The sequence below is a fragment of the Microbacterium sp. CFH 31415 genome (assembly GCF_022538185.1).
Taxonomy (GTDB): Bacteria; Actinomycetota; Actinomycetes; order Actinomycetales; family Microbacteriaceae; genus Microbacterium.
In genome coordinates, this window is sequence record NZ_JAKYXC010000010.1 from 249,090 (window position 1) to 267,507 (window position 18,418).

Genomic DNA, 18,418 nt, shown 5'->3' on the forward strand with positions numbered 1-18,418 from the left:
CCGCTGTCAGACGGCGGGTGCCGCAGCGGTCTTGCGCGACCGCGGCTTGCGCGCCGGAACGGTCGGGATGGTTCCGGTCTCGGCAGCGATGTCGACGACGTCGCTCGCCTCGTCGGCGAGGTCGAGTCGCAGTGCCTGCACGAGCTCGAGACCGTGGCGCGTGGTCAGGATGATCCGCTGGAACTCGGGGTGCCCCTCGAGGTCGATCACGACGCTCGGGCGATGACGGCGGATGATGGCGAAGTCGTCGCCACCGGCGGATTTCCACGTGCCCATCGCGACCACACCGCGCAGGTGGGTGCCGGGGCTCGGAACGCCGCGCAGCCACGTCCAGGCATCGTCGGTGAGCTGCACCTTGGTGATGGTCGAGCGCTCGATCACGACATTCCCCTTGCGGAATGCCATGGCGCGCTCGGCCCCGGACAGCACCACTTCGAGCTGCGTCGAGTCGAGCAGCATGGTCACCATGCCTCTAGTCTGCCAGCGGCCACCCCCAGTGCCAGGGTCATTTGCTTACAGGAGGGCAACGATCGACCGCGCCGAGGTCCGCGTCCGGTGCGAGACTGGACCGGTGACCTTCGCGGCATCCTCCCTCACCTCGCCCCCGGAGACGGCGCGCGCGCTCGATCTCGCGGCCGCCTGCGGGCGCCTCGAGGTCGATGACGCGGCCGCACTCCTCGCCGCGGGCGGGCCCGACCTCGACCAACTGCTCGAGCTCGCCGGCGCGATGCGCGACGCCGGGCTCGAGGCATCCGGTCGTCCTCGCGTGATCACGTACTCGCGCAAGGTGTTCGTCCCGCTCACCACGCTCTGTCGCGATCGGTGCCACTACTGCGTCTTCGTCGACACTCCGGGGCAGCTGCTCAAGAAGCACAAGCCCGCCTTCATGTCGCCCGGGCAGGTGCTCGCTGTCGTACGGCAGGGGCAGGCGATGGGCTGCAAGGAGGTGCTGCTGACCCTCGGCGACCGACCCGAAGACCGCTGGCCGGAGGCCCGCGCGTGGCTCGACGACCACGGCTTCGCCTCCACGCTCGACTACGTAGGGCACATCGCCCGCCTGGTGACGGCGGAGACCGGGCTGCTCGCGCACCTCAATCCGGGCGTCATGAGTGCAGGAGAGCTGCGGATGCTGCGCCCCACCGCTCCCTCGATGGGGATGATGCTCGAGACGACATCGCGTCGCCTCTTCGAGGAGCCGGGGCAGGTGCACTTCGGGTCGCCCGACAAGGATCCCGCCCTGCGACTGTCGGTGATCGACGCCGCCGGGCAGGAGCGCATCCCGTTCACGACCGGCATCCTCGTGGGGATCGGCGAGACGATCCGCGATCGCGCCGAGTCGCTCGTCGAGCTGCGCGACGCGAACGAGCGCCACCGGATCGACGGCCAGGGCCACATCCAGGAGGTCATCGTCCAGAACTTCCGCGCCAAGCCGCGGACCGCGATGCAGGGCGCTCCCGACGCGGAGCTGCTCGAGTACGTCGCCGCCGTCGCAGTCGCGCGCCTCGTGATGGGGCCGAGAATGCGGATCCAAGTGCCGCCGAACCTCTCCGACCCCGCCGAGTTCGATCTGCTCGTGCGCGCCGGCGCCGACGACTGGGGCGGCGTCTCGCCGCTCACCGCGGACCATGTGAACCCCGAGCGTCCGTGGCCGCACCTCGAGGACCTGGCGCTGCGCACCGCGGAGCTCGGGTTCGAACTGCGCGAGCGACTGACCGCGCAGCCCGAGTTCGTCCTCGGCGCCGGAACATGGATCGACCCCGGTCTGCGGCCCGCCGTGGAGCGGCTGGCCGACCCTGCGACGGGCCTGGCACGGGTGACGCCGGCCGCGTCGTCGCAGGTGCAGTCGTCAGGCGACACGCCGGCCACGCCGGCCGCGCCGGCCGCGCGACGCACGGGCATCCGCCGGCTCGCCGAGACCGCGGCATCCGATCCCCTCGCTCTCGACGATGCCGAATGGGCCCGTCTCCTCGAGGCGACCGGCACCGATCTCGACTCCCTGACCGAGACGGCCGACGATGTGCGCCGGTACACGGTCGGTGAGGCCGTGAGCCTCGTCGTCAACCGCAACCTGACGTCGTCGGGGCTGCGACCCGTGGCAACCGACGATCCGGTGACCTTCTCCCTCGACGACGTCGGCGCGATCGCTGCGGACGCCTGGGACCTGGGAGCCACCGAACTGTGCGTGCAGGGGCTTCTGCCGGGCGACGTCGATGCCCAGGGCTATCTCGACATCGTGCGCGCAGCGAAGGCGGCGGCCCCGGGCATCCACCTCCACGCCTATCGCCCGCAGGACGTGCGCGACCTCGCCGAGCGCGGCGGCCTCGGGCTGGACGGCGCGCTCGCGGCGATGCGCGACGCCGGGGTCGACACCGTTCCCGGCACCGGGGTCAAGGTGCTGAGCGAGCGCGTGCGGGCGCTCGTCGCCCCCGCCGACCTCGCGATCGAGCCGTGGGTCGAGGGGATCACCGCCGCCCATCGCGCCGGCTTCCGCTCGACGAGCGTGATCTTCTACGGCCACGTCGAGACGGCGGCCGAGCGCATCGCGCACCTGCGCAGGCTGCGGGCGATCCAGGACGAGACGCGCGGCTTCACCGAGTTCGTCCCCATCCCTCTCCCCGGACCTGCGGGCGACGTGCCGCTCGTCGCCGGCCGCGCACCGATCGACGAGCACCGGGCGATGGTGGCCGTGTCGCGCCTGCTGCTGTCGGGCAGCATCCCGCATGTGCAGATCCCGTGGACGCGCGTCGGGCGCGAGGCATCCGCTGTCCTCCTCCAGTCCGGTGGCGACGACCTGGGCGGCACCCTGCTCGACGGCCGGGTGAAGCCCGAAACGGGCATCGAGTGCGGTCTCGAACTGCCGGTGGCGGATGCGTCGGCCATCGCCGCGCGCCTGTTCCGGCCGTTCCGCCTGCGCACCACCGACTACCGCGAGCCCCGATCGCGGGAGGCCGACCGATGAACCCGTCCGCCACACGCGTGGAGGTCGCGATCGTCGGAGCCGGGTTCGCGGGTCTCGGCATGGCGATCGCGCTGCGCCGCGCCGGACGCGAGAACTTCGTCGTGCTCGAACGCGCGGCTTCGCTCGGCGGCACCTGGCGCGACAACACGTATCCGGGCGTGGCCTGCGATGTGCCGTCGCACCTCTACGGCTTCGCCACCCACCCGAACCCGGACTGGTCGGGAACGTATGCGCGCGGCGCCGAGATCCACGCGTACCTCGAGGGCGTGGCGGCGGCCGAGGGGCTCGGCGACCGGCTGCGCCTGCGGTCGCCGATGCACCGGGCCGAGTGGGATGCCGACCGCGGCGTGTGGCGGCTCGCGGTCGGCCTCCCCGGCAGCGCGGACCGCGAGGCATCGGAGGGCGTCGCCATCGTCGAGGCCGACGTGCTCGTACTCGCGTGCGGCCGACTCACCGAGCCGGCGATCCCGCGCACCCCCGGCCTCGAGCAGTTCCCCGGGCCGGTGTTCCACTCCGCGCGGTGGGATCACTCGGCCCCGCTGGCCGGCGCTCGGGTCGGTGTCGTGGGAACGGGCGCCAGCGCCGTGCAGATCGTCCCCGCACTGGCGCGCACGGCTTCGCACGTCACGCTGCTGCAGCGCTCGGCACCGTGGATCGTGCCCCGCGGCGGAGGCGCGTACTCCGATGCCGACCGGGCGCGCTTCGTCGCCGATCCGACCGCGCTGGAGACCCTCCGTGCTGACCTCTACGCCGAGGGCGAGGCGCGGTTCGCGTCGCGTTCGGGCGACTCTGCGGCCGCTGCCGAGGCCGAGGCCGTCGCTCGCACGCACCTCGCGCGCCAGGTGACCGATCCGGTGCTGCGCGCGGCCCTCACGCCCGACTACGCGTTCGGATGCAAGCGCGTGCTGCTCTCGGATGACTTCTATCCCGCCGTCGCCTCCGATGCGGTGACGCTCGTTCCCGCGGCACTCGCCGCTGTCGACGGCTCGACGCTCGTAGCCGCGGACGGCACCCGCCACGACGTCGACGCGCTGGTGCTCGCGACCGGCTTCGCGTCGTCCCGGCAGCCGTACGCCGAGCTCGTCCGCGGTGAGGGGGACCAGACCCTCGCGGAGCATTGGTCCGCGGGCATGACGTCCTTCGGGTCGACGGTCGTCGCCGGGTTCCCGAACCTCTTCGTGCTCAACGGCCCGAACGCGTCGCTCGGGCACTCGTCATCGGTGCTCATGATCGAGGAGCAGGCGGCCTACGTCTGCCGGGTCCTCGGCTACCGGGGACGTGGAGTGCTCCGCGTCGACCCCGCCGCCGAGAGCGCGTACACCGACGAGATCGGGCGGGCCGCGGCATCCACTCGCTGGATGACCGGAGGCTGCCGCAACTGGTACGTCGACGAGCGCTCGGGCCGGCTGACGCTCCTCTGGCCAGGTACCGTCGACGCCTTCCGCGCGCGGCTCGCCCGAGCCGACGGCTCCGAGTTCCTTCCCACGCCCGACCGCGAACCCGCTCTCGAAGGGAGCTCCGCATGACCATCCCGCTGCGCTTCGGATACAAGGCCTCTGCCGAGCAGTTCGGGCCGACCGAGCTCCTCGACTACGCCGTGCTCGCGGAAGAGGTCGGGTTCGACTCGGTCTTCATCTCCGACCACCTGCAGCCGTGGCTGCACGAGGGCGGTCACGCTCCGGCATCCGTCCCGTGGCTCGGCGCGCTCGGCGCCCGCACCTCGAAGGTGCTGATCGGCACATCGGTGCTGACGCCGACGTTCCGGTACAACCCGACGGTGGTGGCGCAGGACTTCGCGACGCTCGGCGTGATGTACCCGGGACGCGTGATCCTCGGCGTCGGCACCGGGGAGGCGCTCAACGAGGCGAACCTCGGCATCGAGTGGCCCGATCCGCCCGAGCGGTTCCAGCGCCTGAAGGAGGCGATCGGCCTCATCCGCCGGCTGTGGTCGGAGGATCGTGTGACGTTCGACGGCACGTACTACCACGCCAAGAACATCACGATCTACGACAAGCTGCCGCAGCCGGTGCCGATCTACATCGGCGCCGCTGGACCCGCCGCGACACGTCTCGCCGGCCGGATCGCCGACGGCTTCATCACCACCTCGGGCAAGAAGCGCGAGCTCTACACCGAGACGCTGCTGCCCGCGCTCGAGGAGGGCCTGTCGAAGGCCGGACGCGAGGCCGGCGCGATCGACACGCTCATGGAGATCAAGGTCTCGCTCGACACGACACTCGACGCGGCGCGCGAGAAGACGCGGTTCTGGGCCCCGCTCGCCCTCACCCCCGAGGAGAAGATGGGGATCGACGACCCGATCGAGATGCAGCGCCTCGGTGAGGAGCTGCCGATCGAGCGCGCCGCGTCGCGGTTCATCGTGTCGGACGACCCCGACGAGCACGTCGAGAAGATCGGCTGGTACATCGGCCTCGGGTTCCGCCACCTCGTGTTCCACGACCCCGGGCATGACCAGGCGGCCTTCCTGCGTCGCTACGGCGAGGAGATCCTGCCGCGCCTGCGCGCGAAGTACGGCGCGTGACGCCCTGGTTCCGACGGCGGTCCAGGGGCGGGACCGGGCGTGACAGCGGTGCCGAGCGTGCCGTGGGCAAGTCGGCGCGCGAGCGCGACGGGCACGAGGCTGCGCGCGGACGCGACGAGCGCGACCGGCACGAGGCTGCGCGCGGACGCGACGAGCGCGGGCGTGCCGTGACTCCACCCGACCCCGGTGCCGCCGCGGCGGGAGTCGGCGCGTCGGCGGGTGTCGCTGCCGGAGGCTCGCCCGCCCAGGCGGAGTTGCGGCACGCTGACCGCTGGGTCGTCGTGGTTCCGGTCAAGCCGTCGGCGCGCGCGAAGTCCCGGCTCGAGGTCGACGGCGTCGATCGTGCCGGGCTCGCGCGGGCGATCGCGCTCGACACCCTCGCCGCTGTGTCGGCGTGCGAGCTGGTGGTGCAGGTGGTCGTCGTCACGGAAGACGCCGCGCTCGCCCGGGAGGCCGCCGTGATCCCCGCGCTGCGGTTCGTGCCGGAGGGCGAGGCCCGCGGGCTGGACGCGGCGGTCGCCACCGGGATGGCGGCGGTCGACCCGAACGGACGCCTGCCGCGCGCCGCCCTCCTCGGTGACCTTCCGGCCCTGCGGCCCGCGGACCTGGCCGAGGCGCTGCGGGCCGCGGCATCCGTCGACCGCGCCGTCGTCGCCGACGCCGAGGGAACCGGCTCGACCCTCGTAACGTCCCGGGCGGAGGTGCCCTGGTCGTCGTCCTTCGGCGACGGCTCCTTCGCACGTCACACGGCCGCCGGGTGCACGCCGTTGGAGATTCCGGATGCCTCGACCCTGCGTCGTGACGTCGACACCGCCGAGCAGCTCGACGCCGCGGTGCGGCTGGGGGTCGGCCCGTGGACGACGGGGGTGCTCGCCTCCGTGCCCGGCCGTTGAGCAGGGGACGGCTCGCGGGCTAGGGCGAGCTGCGACCGGCCGACGGCGGGCGTCGTCGTTCCAGAAGGTACTCGTCGGAGCGGAACCCGAGCTGCGCGTACAGCGGCGCAGCCGCGTGGTTCGCACTCACTGTGACGCGTTGGATCCCTTGCGCGTCGGCCGCTTCGAGCAGCGAGGCGACGAGTGCGCGCCCGACTCCCGCTCCTCGGAAGGCCGGCGCCACGTAGACGCTCTGGATGTCTCCCGTCAGACGCACGGCGCGGTCGATGTTCGGGACTCGCTCGAACGCCACGAGCCAGGCCATGCCGACGAGCTCACCTCGATGGTCCGCCACGCGCGCGATGAGCGACGCTCCCTTCCGCTCGATCCACCTCGCGAGGGTCTCGGCGAACTGTCGGCGCTGCTCCGGCGAAACGGGTTCCGGCAGCGCCGCCCACTGCTCCTTGAGCTCTGCCACCGCCCCGATGTCGGCCTGGGCGATCGGTCGCACCCGGACGTCAGCCATTCAGTGAGCCTGACGCCATCCGGCGACGGCCGCAAGCGCCGTGCGGGCGTCTCCCGCGCCGACGTCGTCACGCCGGTCGCGCTCTCCCAGGTAGGCCGGGGTTTCGCGTCGTGCCGAGAGGTATGCTGGCAGGGATAGGCGAACTCTCATTCGTCTCGCCCCGGCCGCGTGGTAACGGTCGGGGCTTCTTCTTTCCCCGCGCGGCCGTGCCGTTCCGGAGGTCGCCTCTCAGTCCGGGACGTGGGCGGTGACCATGATCGACACCCGGATGCCCGGGAGTTCGGGGCCCAGCCTCGCGACCGCCCGAGCGGGTGGGTCCTCGGCGAAGACCGCAGCGTACGCCTTGTTCATTCCCGCGAAGTCGTCGGGCTGCGCGAGCAGCACGGTGACCAGAGCGACATCGTCGAGTGTGCACCCTGCGGCCCGGAGAACGGCCTCGCAGTTGCGCAGCGCCTGACGGGTCTGACCTTCGATGGATTCGGCCAGCGTGCCGATCTTCGAGTCGACGCCGACCATGCCGGAGACGTAGACAGCGGACCCTGCGCGGACTCCTTGGCTGAACATCGGCGATTCGGGCGCGTCCGGTGTCACAACGATGTGCCTCGACATGCACGGGAGCATAGCCCTCATCACTTGCGATGGCGCCCCTGCCACCGCTCCGGCTCACTCCCGTGCGACGAACCGCAGCCCCGGCGGCGGGCGATCGAGGTAGCGCCGGCCGAGGGGGCTCGTCCATTCGAGCACTCCCCCTGCGTGCTGCTCGACCTGCCACGGAGTGTGATGCTTCAGCGTGTGGTGTCGGCGGCACAGGTGCGCGAGGTTCGTGTGTCCGGTCGGGCCGCCGTGCTGGTGGTCGACCGTGTGATCGATCTCGGCGCGCCACACCGGCATGCGGCATCCGGGGAACCGGCAATGCTCGTCGCGCGCCCGGAGATGACGGCGTTGAGCCTCGGTCGGGAACCTCCGGTCGACCGCGATCACGTCGCCCGACACCGGATCGGTGAGCACGCGATTCCACAGGGTCGCCGCGCCCAGCAGGCGCCGCGCCGACTCGGGGTCGACTGGCGCGCGCCCGGTGAGCATCGGCGCGGGACCATCGCCGCCGATCAGGGTCTGGAACGGGACGGTGATCTGCACGATCGCGCGAATGGCGTCGATACCGGCCCCGCCGTCCTGGTCGATCGCCTGGACCGTCGGGTGGCCCGTGAGCGCAAGGTCGCACAGGGCGTCGGCCCGCAGCTGATCCATCGTGCGCGCGTCGTGCGTCGCTGAGCCAGCGGACGCGGCTGCGCCCAGACCATCGGCCGCATCCGCGCCGCCGGCCGCGTCGGCCAGCTCGCCACCGGGGGCGGCACCGCCTGCATCACCACCACGAGCCGCGGCATCCTTCACAGACCGCGCCATCTGGGTGATGCGGTCGTGGATGCCGTGCGCCAGCACCGACGGAAGCAGCGCCCACAATTCGGACATGCCGTCCTCCACGTCGTGCACGGTCACGCGTCGGGCTTCCCGCGCATCGGCATGCCGTTCAGCGATCGTCGTGGGCATCAGCGCTTCCGCGATCGACGCGGCCGTGACCCGCAGGCGCCCGGTCGTGAGCCCGGCGGAGCGCTCGAGTACGAGCGCCTCGTACTGTGCCCGCGCCCCGTCGTCAGCGAGCCGGACGCCGGCATCGACCACGACCCGGGCGTGCGGCAGCGAGAGGCGGCCCGATTCGAGCGCAGCCATCGTCTGCGGAAAGCGGTCGCGCATCACGAGCGCGTCGTCCATGCGCTGCTCGATCGTGCGGTCGGCCATGCCGACGGCGCAGGCGAGCTCGGCGGCGAAGTCGCGCACCGACAGCGGCGCATCGTCGCGCATCGTGCCGTCTTCGAGAGCGAGGTCCATGGCCTCGGCGAGCAGCCCCACCTGCACACCCTGCCACCGGGCGATCTGCTCGCTCGCTCTCTCCCACTCGTAGAGGAGCTCTTCGCGGCGCGTCGCCGCGACGTCCCACCGGTGCCGGGCCACGATGCGCGGGCCGGTCTCGAGCGGACCGTCGTAGGGCTCTTCCCACGCCTCGGCGGCACGCTCACGCTCGCGCTCGCGCCAGAGCATCGCTTCGATCTCGTTGTCGAGAGTCGGCGGCGCCGGGTGGTTCATGGCGCAATTGTGGCACCGACCTCCGACATTCTGTTCGAGTCCACAGGACTATCCACATGTGGAAAATCGAAGATAGAAGCGGGGCTGATCACCTCACGGCGCCCCACCTCGCCGCACACGCGGAGCAGGCGACCGCCGACTGACCACGCGACACATCGGAGGACCGATCCACCGCGCCGGCACCCCACCCTCACGACATGAGCAAGTACGAAGCCCCCACCACCGTGAACCCGATCACCAGCCGCTCGAACATCTTCTGATCGATCCGGTCGGCGATCCACCGGCCGGCCAGCGCCGCAGCGATCACGACCGGCACGAGCACCGCATCGAGCAGCAGGCCCGGCACCGTGATGATCCCGAGGCCGATCGAGAACGGCACCTTGAAGAGGTTGACGATCGCGAACAGCCACGCCGCCGTGCCGAGGAACTCCTTCACCGGGAACCGCGCCGCCAGGAAGTACATCGACATGACCGGTCCGGCCGCGTTGGCGACCATCGTCGTGAACCCGCCGAGCGTGCCGTAGGTCGCGGCCGCCACCCGGTGCGGGCGTTCCAGGTCGACGCCCGATGCGAACCGCCGCCGCAGCAGCGTGATCGCGATCACGGCGAACAGGACCACCCCGATCGTGCGCTTGACCCACACATCGTCGGCGAACCACAGGAACACGACGCCGACCAGCACGCCGGCGACCACTGCCGGGGCCAGACGCGCCAGCTCACGCCAGTTCGCATGACGCCGGTACATCGTGACGGCGAACAGGTCGGCCACGATGAGCAGGAGCAGCAGCGTGCCCGTCGACTGCTTCGCCGGCAGCACGGCGGCGAAGATCGCGACGGCGACCGTGCCCGCGCCCGGCACCGCCGTCTTCGAGAGGCCGACGATCGCGGCGGCCGCGGCGAGCAGCAGCCATGACCACCACGCGAGCTCGGGCACGCTCAGAGCCCGGCTGCGCCGAGCGCTGCTTCGGCGAGGGCGGCCGAGCGCGCAGCATCCGTCATCCACAGCGGAGTGACGAGCGAGCGGATGCCTCTCCCGGCGACCTCGGCCGACAGGGCCTCGTCCTCCTCGGCGATCAGCCAGGCGTCGAGCAGGCCGTGGCGCGAGCGCGCGCCGTAGTGGGCGGCCACCGCCGCGGCGGAGGTCTCGACCCCGATCGCGGTGAGGCACACGTCGGCCATGCCGCGCACGACCTTGCCTCCGATGATCGGCGAGACGCCGACGATGGCCGCGCTCGCGTCTCGCAGCGCCGCGCGCATGCCGGGCACTGCGAGGATGGGCCCGATCGACACGACCGGGTTCGACGGCGCGAGCAGCACGACATCGGCATCGGCGATCGCCTCGGTCACGCCCGGCGCCGGGCGCGCGTGCTCGATGCCCGGATTCTCGAAGCGCGCGGGGGCGAGCGTCGCACGATGGCGCGTCCACCACTCCTGGAAGTGCATGCGGGTGCCGTCGGCGAGCACCACGACCGTGTCGACCTCGGCGTCGGTCATGGGCAGCAGGCGTGCTCCGAGGGGCCAGCGGTGCGACATGCGCTCGAGCACCCGCGTGGGCGTGAGACCCTCGCGCAGCCAGCCGGTGCGCGCGAGGTGTGTGCCGAGGTCGAGGTCGCCGAGGGTGAACCAGGGCCACCCGGCATCCCATTCCTGCAGTTCGCGGTTCACCCGCTCGGTGTCGCCGACGCGACCCCACCCGCGCTCGCTGTCGTTCACCCCCGCGAGGGCGTAGGTGATCGAGTCGACGTCGGGCTGCAGGCGCACGCCCGACAGCCACAGGTCGTCGCCGGTGTTGACCACGACCGTGAGGACCGCCGCGGTGTCGTCGATGCCACGGGCGCGCAGGGCGCCGCGGACCCCGAGCACGAAGCGCGAGCCGCCCACGCCTCCCGCGAGCACGACGATGCGGGGCGTGCTGGTCACGTGCCGATCAGCCCCGGTCGGACCGCAGCTGCGGGATCACGCCGGTCTTCGGCGCGAACTCATCGGCGGCGTGCGGAAGCGAGAAGCGAGCCACCGCGTCGATCAGCGCGTCGACGGTCTGCGCGTCGGCGATGACGTCGACGTTGAGGCCGGCACGGCGCGCATCCTTCGCGGTGCGCGGGCCGATCGCGGCGATGAGCGTGGTCGACGGCAGGTCGGGGAACTGCTGGTGCACCTGCTCGGCGACCGAGCCGCTCGTCACGAGGACGGCGTTGATGCGGCCGGAGCGGACGTCTTCGGCGATGCGGTCGGTGACCGGAACCCCGACGGTGCGGTACGCGACGACACTGCGCACACGGTGGCCGGCCGCGGAGAGCATGCGCGTGAGGACCGGCTTGGCGATCTCGCTGCGGAGCGTGAGGATGTCGCGCGCCTGCGGCTCGAGCGCGATCAGCTGCTCGGCCATGCCGGCGGCGGAGTTGTCGTCGTCGGGAACCAGGTCGACGCGGTACCCGACGGCGAGCAGGGCGGCAGCCGTGGTCTCGCCCACCGCGGCGACCTTGGTCGTCGGCGGCACGACCGCGCGGTACGCGTACAGCACGTCGACGGTCGTGGCGCTCGTTACCGTCAGCCAGTCGAACGTGCCGGCGGCGAGATCGGCGAGCGACTGCTCGAGCGTGGCCTGGTCATTCGTGGGAGCGAAGTTGATGAGGGGGGCGATCACCGGGGTGGCGCCCTGGCGGCGCAGTGTGGCAGCGACTCCATCGCCCCACGGGCCTCCTCGTGGCACGAGCACACGCCAGCCCGCGAGGGGCTTGGCGGGTACGTGCTGTGGGGCTGTGTTCATGGGGGTCGACTCTCGTGGCGCTCGGTCGGCCGCCCCAGACGTTCGAGCAGCCGATGCGCGAACGAATCGGGTTCGCGCGCTCGGCAGCATTCGCACCATTGCACTGCCTCACCCCGAGCATACCCCCACGCTCCGGGGGTATGTCTGGTCGAGGTCCCGACTCGGCGGAAGGCGTCAGCGCGAGTAGGAACGCACGAACGCCCAGACGGCGGCACCCACCGCTGCTGCGGCCAGGATCACGGCGCCCGCCGCGAGCGCAGGGCTGCGGCGCTGAAAGTCGCGCGCCTTGTCGATCGCTTCGTCGATCTTCACCGACAGGCGGCGCGGCACGTTGGCCTTGACCTCGATCGCCGCCAGCGTCGCCTTGAGCTCGGCGCGCGCCTTCTCGACGGGGTCGGTGATGCCGAGCGGCACGGCGGTGCGGGGCAGCGGCACGGGCGCGTCAGAGCTCATCGCGCACCTCCTTGACGTCCTGGGCGATGGATTGCACGGGGTTCTGGCTCTTGCCGATCTTGCGGAACCGGAACACGCCCAGCAGGGCGAGCAGCACCGCGACGATGACCATGCCGAAGAAGACGACGAGCGCCGACAGCCACACCGGCCACCACGACGACAGCCCCGCGATCAAATAGGTGCCGAACACCGGCACCGACCAGAACAGCACGAACAGGGCGGCGAACATCCACAGCGCGCCCCATCCGCCGTCCTTCGCGGTGCGTGCGACCCATTTCTTCGCCGACTCGATCTCGGCGACGACCAGGTTGCGGATCAGCTCCGGGATCTCGCCGACCAGCGTCAGCAGACTGTCGTCGGCGCGGTCCTTGAATCCACGCGGCGTGGTCACGTCACGCTCCGCCGCGGCCGGGTGCGGGAGCGTCGTCGGTGGCTTCCTCGACGAGGTCCTCGACGGCGTCCTTCGCGGCCTTGGCGGTGGTCTTGGCGGCGCGACCCACGTCGTCGGCCTGGTCCTTGCTCACCTTGAGCGCGGCGTCGAGCTTCTGCCCGACGGTGTCCTTGCCCGAGGCGGCCTTCGTGACCTTGACGGCGGAGTCCCACAGGGTGCTGGGGAGCGCCATCGCACTGGTCTTGGCGAACTCCTTGACCTTGCCGACCTGCTCCTGGACCGGATCGAGGTTCCAGACCTTCAGCCACTGCGTCTTGATCTGCTCGTAGCGCTCACGGCCCGCTCGCGTGCCGAGCACGTATCCGACGGCGAGTCCGACGACGAGTCCTGCTTTGCCCCTCATGGGGTCTCCTCACGCTCGGTGGTGCGCTGATGAACCATCCCAGGTTAGTCCTGTATGCCGATTCCGGCATCCACCCTTGACAACACCGCTCGCGGCAGACTCACGACCCCGGAGCGGACCCCCACAGCACGATCCGGCGCACGCGTTCGGCCTCCGCCTGCGCATCCGCGACCACCTGCGCGAGGCCGCTTCCGGCCAGCCATGACCCGACGGCGGCGAGGCTCCGCGCAGCGGCGGTCGCACGGCGCACCGCTTCTGTCGCCTCGCTGTGCCCGATCGCCGAGGCCGGATGCGCGAGCGTGAAGACGGCCCGGTGCGCGCCGCGCACCGCAGCCTCGTCGATGTCGATGCCGAGGAGAGCGGATGCCTCGCCCCGCGCGAGCTCGGCCACGGCGGCGTCATCCAGCCCGGCATTCGGCACGGCATCCGGCCCGGCATCCGCGCCGGGGGCGCTTGCGGCGTCGAAGGCGACGCTCAGCACGTGCCGGCCAGGACCGGCGGCCCGGGCGAGCCACGCCCACCGGGCCGTCTGGTGCACGAGCCCCGAGGCGCGGCGCGTGCCCGGCACGGCGTAGACTTCCGCCCCGCGCGGCGCCGCGTCGAGGGCGGGCGCGTCGACCACCAGCGTCACGATCTCCCGCAGGGGCGCGGCATCCGTCATCGATTCGTCCAGGGAAGGGGCCAGGTGCGCCGGCAGGAGGCGCCGGGCGTCGGCCTGTCCCGTCGCGACGAAGAGCACGTCCGCCGGCTCCACAACGATCGGCTCACCCGCCGGGTCCGAGGCGCTGACGGCCCAGCGGGCGTCGGCGTCGCGCTCCACAGCCGTCACCCGGGCCCCCGTGACGACCTCGGCGCCGAGCGTGGTCAGCTTCTCGACGAGGGCGTCGACGAGCCGCAGCATCCCACCCTCGAGGCTCTTCAGCCGAGGGCCGGACGCACGATCGACGAGCAGGTCGGCGACCGCGCCGCCGAGCGATCCGGTGCGGGTCAGCGCCGAGCTCAGGCCGGGCGCCGCTGCGGCGACGTCGACACGCGACGGCGTGATGCCGAAGCGCCCGACGCTCAGCGGCGCGACCATGCGGTCGACCACCGCGTCGCCCATGCGGGTGCGCACCAGGCGGTCGAGGTTGCGCTCCTTGCCGATCGTGAGCGGCGGCCGCAGGCGATCGAGGTACGCGCGCCAGGCGCCGTTGAGCCCGATGAACGGCCGCACCTCCTCGGACCACGGATTGGCCGGGATGCCGAGCACCGACTCCGCGGGCAACGAGGCGGCGGCGGCGCCCGAGCGCCCGAGCCCCGCGATCCACGTCGTGGTCTCAGCGGGCTCGACCACGCGCGATGAGAGGCCGAGTTCGTCCACGAGGGCGTCGACCGCACCGTTGGCGGTGGACCAGGATGAGGCGCCGAGGTCGACCCGCAGGCCGCCCACCTCGGCTTCGGCGATCGTTCCGCCCGCGCGGCCTGCTGCCTCGAGGACGGTCACCGGCATCCCGACCTTCGCGCACTCGAGCGCGGCGACGAGACCGGCGATGCCCGCACCCACCACGACGACCCTCGTGTCGTGCGCATGGGTGACCAGCTCGTCGAGGGGCTCGGGCGTCTCGGACATGGGCTCCATCCTCCCATCCGGGCGCGCGATCCCCCGGTCGCCGACCGCACGCTCGAGTGCGAGACTGGCGACATGAGCCTCCACATCACCGGCGATGAGATCGCCGACCGCCTGCTCACGGACGACCCGCTCGCCCTGCTCATCGGCATGCTGCTGGACCAGCAGGTGGCGATGGAGACCGCATTCGCAGGTCCGCTGAAGATCGCGGAGAGGGCGGGGACCCTGGATGCCGCGGCGATCGCCACGTTCGACCCCGAGGCGTTCGCCGAGCTGTTCGCGGCGACCCCCGCGGTTCACCGCTTCCCGGGATCGATGGCGGCCCGCGTGCAGTCGCTGTGCGCGGCGGTTCAGGACGACTGGGGCGGCGACGCCTCGGCGATCTGGCGCGACGGCGACCCCGACGGCACCACCGTGCTGAAGCGGCTCAAGGCGCTCCCCGGCTTCGGCGAGCAGAAGGCGAAGATCTTCCTGGCGCTGCTCGGCAAGCAGTACGGCTACGACGGCGCGGGCTGGCGCGAGGCAACCGCTCCCTATGGTGAGGACGGGAGCTTCCGCAGCGTCGCCGACATCGTGTCGCCGGACTCGCTCGCGAAGGTGCGCGAGTTCAAGCGCGCAGCCAAGGCCGCCGCCAAGTCGGGGGGAGGAGGCGTCTGATGAAGAAGACGGGTGAGAGCGTCGCCGCGTTCATCGCGGGGGTCACGCCCGCGAAGAGGCAGCGGGATGCCGCGACCATGGTCTCGCTGATGCGCGAGATCACCGGACGCGAGCCCGAGATGTGGGGCACGATCGTCGGGTTCGGCGCGTGCCACTACCGCTACCCCACCGGCACCGAGGGCGACATGCCCGTCGCCGCGTTCGCCCCGCGCAAGCAGGCGACGACCGTCTACCTCATGGACACCGGCGCGCACGGCGACGAACTGGCGAAGCTCGGGCCGCACGACACCGGTGTCGGGTGCCTGTACATCAAGGACCTCGAGGCGGTCGACGCCGGCGCGCTGCGCGACATCATCGCCACGGACTACCGCCGCGTGCTCGACGGCGACACGGGCTCGGTCGAGATCACGCTCCTCGACTGACGTGGGGCTTTCGGGCCCGCGAGCTCGCCTGGCGCTGTCCATCCCTGCAGTCGCGCCTGCGGAGGCGCCCCGACGCTTCGCGCTGCAGAAACCTGCAGTCGCGCCCGCGCAGATGGGCCGCGACTGCAGGAAACGACCGCGCGAGCACCGCACGGGCCGTATCCAGGGCCGCGACCACCGCGACGGCGGCTGTGGACAGTCCCGCGGCCGGGCACGCGCACCCCCTAGGCTGTGACGAACCGCCCGCATCCAGCCCGCCCTGAGTCGAGGAAGGTCGCCCGTGCTCCTGCCGTTCCTGATCGTCGGAGGCGTCGGCCTCGTCATCCTTCTCATCTCGCTGCTCCTCGGCGACATCTTCGATCACTTCGAGATCGGCGACGGCGCGATCTCCGGCACGGCACTCGGCATCGCCGCCGTCGTGTTCGGGGCCGCCGGCGTGCTGACCTCGACCGCGGGTCTCGACCTCGTGTGGGCTTACGTGCTCGCCATCGCGTTCGCGCTCGTGGCCTACCTGCTCGCCGTCGTGTTCGTACGCCGCCTGACGAAGAGCTCCGACGGAGTCCCGCTCTCGGCGCTCGGATTGACCGGCGTGACCCGCTCGACCGTGTCGGCCTCGGGCGGCGAGGTGAGCCTCGACGGGCCGGGCGAGGTCGAGCGCCGGCTCGCGTACGCCGACGAGACGATCGCCGAAGGCGTGCGCATCCGCGTCGTCGAGCACTCCGGCACCCGCGTCAAAGTCATCGCGGACTGAATTCCCTCCCCCACCGAAAGGCACTCATGCTCGATCCCCTTCTCGTCCAGGTGATCGCCGTCATCGCACTCGTCATCGCGGTGCTCGGCCTCCTGGTCTTCATCGCGCGCCGCATCCGGCGCGTCCCGCCGAACGAGGCGCTCGTCATCGTCGGCCGCGGCGCCGGCCGGCCGGCAGCCGACGAGACCGGCGTCGGCCAGCGCGTCGTGATCGGCGGGCGCACCTTCGTGTGGCCGATCCTGCAGCAGGGCTTCGCCATCTCGCTCGAGCAGCGCCAGATCGGCATCACCGTCGAGGGCGTCGACAAGAACCGCATCAAGATCGCGATCAAGGCGTCCATCAACTTCAAGGTCTCTGGCAGCGAGGACGGCGTACGCCGAGCAGCCCAGCGCTTCCTCTCGCAGCAGGATCTGCTCACCGAGATCATCAAGGAGTCCCTCGAGGGCTCGCTGCGCTCGATCGTCGGCGACATGACGATCGAGCAGATCATCTCCGATCGCAAGAGCCTGTCCGATCGCGTCGTCGCCGAGACCAAGGCCGACCTGGTCGAGCAGGGTCTGCAGGTCGACCTGCTCAACATCAGCGATATCTCCACGCCCGGCAGCGACTACCTCGCGAACCTCGGTCGCGCCGAGGCCGCCCGCGCCCGTCAGGTCGCAGAGATCAGCGAGGCCGAGGCGTCGCGGGCCAGCGAATTCGCGCGCATCGAGGCGGCGGAGCAGATCGCCGAGCGCCAGAAGGCTCTCGCGCTGCGCCAGGCGACGATCAAGGCCGAGACCGACCGGGCCAACGCCGAGGCGCAGGCATCCGGCCAGCTCGCCACCGCCGAGCAGGACAAGCTCGTCGCCGTGCAGGAACGCGAGGCGCTCACCGAGCAGGCGCTCGTGACGCAGGAGCGGCTCGACATCGAGATCCGCAAGCCGGCCGAGGCCCAGGCGTACGCCGAGGTGCAGCGCGCCAACGCCCTGCGCGATGCCGCGAACGCCGCGACCGAGGCCGATGCATACAAGCGCACGAAGATCGCCGAGGCGAACAAGGTCGCCGCAGTGCAGGATGCCGAGGCCTCTGCCACGGCCGTCCGCTTCTCGGGTGAGGCCGAGCGCGACAAGCAGGTCGCCCTGGCTGCGGGCATCAAGGCCGAGGGTGAGGCGCGCGCCGCCGCCATCCAGGCCGAGGGTCTCGCCGAGGCCGCCTCGACCGACGCGAAGGCGCTCGCGCTGCAGAAGTACGGTGAGGCCGCGCTCGCCCAGGAGATCATCTCGCGCCTGCCCGACATCGTGCGCGCGGCGGCCGAGCCGATCGCGTCGATCGACAAGCTCACGGTCGTCTCCACCGACGGCGCGTCCGAGATGACGAAGACCGTCGGGAAGGTCTTGGGCGAGGGCACGGAGGTCGTCAAGAACCTCACCGGCCTCGACCTCCAGACCCTGCTGTCGGCCTATGCCATCAAGGCGACCGGCGCCGAGGCGGCGATCGACGGTGCGAAGACCGCCGGCGACGGCGCCAAGGCTGCGGCCGGCGGGAAGTAGCCCACCCGCCGTTCGCAGACGCCCGGTCCTCAGGGGCCGGGCGTTTGCGCTGCGCGAGCTGCGCGGTCGGTCCCATGGCCGGGGAAGTACGGGCCGCGGGTGCTGCGGTCCTCCGGGCGCGCGAGCTCCGGGGCGCGTGGGGCCGCAGCATCCCCCAGCTCAGGTGATCTGGCGAGAACAGGACGATTCGCGCCGAAACCTCCTGCCTCGGCCAGATCACCTGATCTCGGCAACACCGGAGGACCCGCAGCGCCATCGTCGCGCACTACCGCGGGGCCGCGGCATCCCCCCAGAACAGGAGATCTGGCGACGACAGGACGATCCCGTCAAGAACTTCCTGTGCTCGCCAGATCACCTGATCCGAGCAACAGAACCGAGCGCGGGACGCAAGAAGAGCGGATGCT

Annotated in this window: 19 protein-coding genes; 8 read left to right on the top strand and 11 right to left on the bottom strand. The window is 71.7% G+C overall.

All coding sequences use genetic code 11. The annotated features are described in order from the left end of the window. Positions 1-6: 6 nt before the first annotated feature. Complete coding sequence (locus tag MK786_RS13110; RefSeq protein WP_241112688.1) at positions 7-468, bottom strand: hypothetical protein; 462 nt, start codon at positions 466-468, stop codon at positions 7-9. 103 nt (positions 469-571) lie between these two features. On the opposite strand from MK786_RS13110, the gene cofG reads away from it, so the two are divergent. The 4 genes from cofG to cofC all read left to right on the top strand — a co-directional run bounded on the left by cofG (position 572) and on the right by cofC (position 6,388). Then, entirely contained in the window at positions 572-2,959 is a 2,388-nt protein-coding gene (gene cofG, locus MK786_RS13115; RefSeq protein WP_241112689.1) for a 7,8-didemethyl-8-hydroxy-5-deazariboflavin synthase CofG, read from the top strand. Next, complete coding sequence (locus MK786_RS13120; protein WP_241112690.1) at positions 2,956-4,485, top strand: NAD(P)/FAD-dependent oxidoreductase; 1,530 nt, start codon at positions 2,956-2,958, stop codon at positions 4,483-4,485. Before cofG ends, MK786_RS13120 begins: the two co-directional genes overlap by 4 nt. Further along, entirely contained in the window at positions 4,482-5,495 is a 1,014-nt protein-coding gene (gene fgd / locus MK786_RS13125) for a glucose-6-phosphate dehydrogenase (coenzyme-F420) (RefSeq protein WP_241112691.1), read from the top strand. The genes MK786_RS13120 and fgd overlap by 4 nt, the downstream gene beginning before the upstream one ends. 62 nt (positions 5,496-5,557) lie before the next feature. After that, entirely contained in the window at positions 5,558-6,388 is an 831-nt protein-coding gene (cofC, locus tag MK786_RS13130; protein ID WP_241112692.1) for a 2-phospho-L-lactate guanylyltransferase, read from the top strand. Between the two features lie 19 nt (positions 6,389-6,407). Here the strand turns inward: cofC and MK786_RS13135 are convergent, their stop codons facing one another. The 10 genes from MK786_RS13135 to MK786_RS13180 all read right to left on the bottom strand — a co-directional run bounded on the left by MK786_RS13135 (position 6,408) and on the right by MK786_RS13180 (position 14,658). Further along, the gene (locus tag MK786_RS13135) at positions 6,408-6,893 is read right to left on the bottom strand and encodes a GNAT family N-acetyltransferase (protein WP_241112693.1); all 486 of its coding nucleotides are present in this window, start codon (positions 6,891-6,893) and stop codon (positions 6,408-6,410) included. Positions 6,894-7,121: 228 nt separating this feature from the next. Further along, a complete protein-coding gene (locus tag MK786_RS13140) occupies positions 7,122-7,502 on the bottom strand; it encodes a RidA family protein (RefSeq protein WP_241112694.1) in 381 nt (126 codons plus the stop codon). A gap of 54 nt (positions 7,503-7,556) precedes the next feature. Further along, positions 7,557-9,035, bottom strand: coding sequence for an HNH endonuclease signature motif containing protein (locus MK786_RS13145; protein ID WP_241112695.1), 1,479 nt, complete (start codon positions 9,033-9,035; stop codon positions 7,557-7,559). A 190-nt stretch (positions 9,036-9,225) separates the two neighbouring features. Continuing rightward, complete coding sequence (locus MK786_RS13150; protein ID WP_241112696.1) at positions 9,226-9,969, bottom strand: sulfite exporter TauE/SafE family protein; 744 nt, start codon at positions 9,967-9,969, stop codon at positions 9,226-9,228. A gap of 2 nt (positions 9,970-9,971) precedes the next feature. Further along, positions 9,972-10,955, bottom strand: coding sequence for a 2-phospho-L-lactate transferase (gene cofD / locus MK786_RS13155; protein WP_241112697.1), 984 nt, complete (start codon positions 10,953-10,955; stop codon positions 9,972-9,974). A gap of 7 nt (positions 10,956-10,962) precedes the next feature. Beyond that, positions 10,963-11,802 (bottom strand): uroporphyrinogen-III synthase, encoded by an 840-nt coding sequence (locus MK786_RS13160; RefSeq protein WP_241112698.1) that lies wholly within the window; start codon positions 11,800-11,802, stop codon positions 10,963-10,965. A gap of 174 nt (positions 11,803-11,976) precedes the next feature. Then, positions 11,977-12,255, bottom strand: coding sequence for a hypothetical protein (locus MK786_RS13165; protein WP_241112699.1), 279 nt, complete (start codon positions 12,253-12,255; stop codon positions 11,977-11,979). Beyond that, entirely contained in the window at positions 12,245-12,646 is a 402-nt protein-coding gene (locus MK786_RS13170; protein WP_241112700.1) for a phage holin family protein, read from the bottom strand. Before MK786_RS13170 ends, MK786_RS13165 begins: the two co-directional genes overlap by 11 nt. Before the next feature lies 1 nt (position 12,647). Beyond that, positions 12,648-13,049: a hypothetical protein gene (locus tag MK786_RS13175; protein WP_241112701.1), complete on the bottom strand. Its 402-nt coding sequence runs from the start codon at positions 13,047-13,049 to the stop codon at positions 12,648-12,650. Between the two features lie 100 nt (positions 13,050-13,149). Continuing rightward, the gene (locus tag MK786_RS13180) at positions 13,150-14,658 is read right to left on the bottom strand and encodes an NAD(P)/FAD-dependent oxidoreductase (protein ID WP_241112702.1); all 1,509 of its coding nucleotides are present in this window, start codon (positions 14,656-14,658) and stop codon (positions 13,150-13,152) included. A gap of 72 nt (positions 14,659-14,730) precedes the next feature. Between MK786_RS13180 and MK786_RS13185 the strand changes: the two genes are divergently transcribed. The 4 genes from MK786_RS13185 to MK786_RS13200 all read left to right on the top strand — a co-directional run bounded on the left by MK786_RS13185 (position 14,731) and on the right by MK786_RS13200 (position 18,014). Next, entirely contained in the window at positions 14,731-15,312 is a 582-nt protein-coding gene (locus MK786_RS13185) for an HhH-GPD-type base excision DNA repair protein (RefSeq protein WP_241112703.1), read from the top strand. Next, positions 15,312-15,734, top strand: a complete 423-nt coding sequence (locus tag MK786_RS13190; RefSeq protein ID WP_241112704.1) for a DUF1801 domain-containing protein — start codon at positions 15,312-15,314, stop codon at positions 15,732-15,734. The genes MK786_RS13185 and MK786_RS13190 overlap by 1 nt, the downstream gene beginning before the upstream one ends. 280 nt (positions 15,735-16,014) lie before the next feature. Then, a complete protein-coding gene (locus MK786_RS13195; protein WP_241112705.1) occupies positions 16,015-16,485 on the top strand; it encodes an NfeD family protein in 471 nt (156 codons plus the stop codon). Between the two features lie 26 nt (positions 16,486-16,511). Continuing rightward, positions 16,512-18,014 carry a flotillin family protein gene (locus MK786_RS13200; protein WP_241112706.1) on the top strand — a complete coding sequence of 501 codons (1,503 nt, stop codon included), beginning with the start codon at positions 16,512-16,514 and terminating at the stop codon, positions 18,012-18,014. The last annotated feature ends 404 nt before the right edge of the window (positions 18,015-18,418 follow it).

Coding starts and splice junctions, on each gene's coding strand:
- MK786_RS13110 (WP_241112688.1), bottom strand. CDS start 468: ATGGTGACCATGCTGCTCGACTCGACGCAGCTCGAAGTGGTGCTGTCC.
- MK786_RS13120 (WP_241112690.1), top strand. CDS start 2,956: ATGAACCCGTCCGCCACACGCGTGGAGGTCGCGATCGTCGGAGCCGGG.
- fgd (WP_241112691.1), top strand. CDS start 4,482: ATGACCATCCCGCTGCGCTTCGGATACAAGGCCTCTGCCGAGCAGTTC.
- MK786_RS13135 (WP_241112693.1), bottom strand. CDS start 6,893: ATGGCTGACGTCCGGGTGCGACCGATCGCCCAGGCCGACATCGGGGCG.
- MK786_RS13140 (WP_241112694.1), bottom strand. CDS start 7,502: ATGTCGAGGCACATCGTTGTGACACCGGACGCGCCCGAATCGCCGATG.
- MK786_RS13145 (WP_241112695.1), bottom strand. CDS start 9,035: ATGAACCACCCGGCGCCGCCGACTCTCGACAACGAGATCGAAGCGATG.
- MK786_RS13160 (WP_241112698.1), bottom strand. CDS start 11,802: ATGAACACAGCCCCACAGCACGTACCCGCCAAGCCCCTCGCGGGCTGG.
- MK786_RS13165 (WP_241112699.1), bottom strand. CDS start 12,255: ATGAGCTCTGACGCGCCCGTGCCGCTGCCCCGCACCGCCGTGCCGCTC.
- MK786_RS13175 (WP_241112701.1), bottom strand. CDS start 13,049: ATGAGGGGCAAAGCAGGACTCGTCGTCGGACTCGCCGTCGGATACGTG.
- MK786_RS13180 (WP_241112702.1), bottom strand. CDS start 14,658: ATGTCCGAGACGCCCGAGCCCCTCGACGAGCTGGTCACCCATGCGCAC.
- MK786_RS13185 (WP_241112703.1), top strand. CDS start 14,731: ATGAGCCTCCACATCACCGGCGATGAGATCGCCGACCGCCTGCTCACG.
- MK786_RS13190 (WP_241112704.1), top strand. CDS start 15,312: ATGAAGAAGACGGGTGAGAGCGTCGCCGCGTTCATCGCGGGGGTCACG.
- MK786_RS13200 (WP_241112706.1), top strand. CDS start 16,512: ATGCTCGATCCCCTTCTCGTCCAGGTGATCGCCGTCATCGCACTCGTC.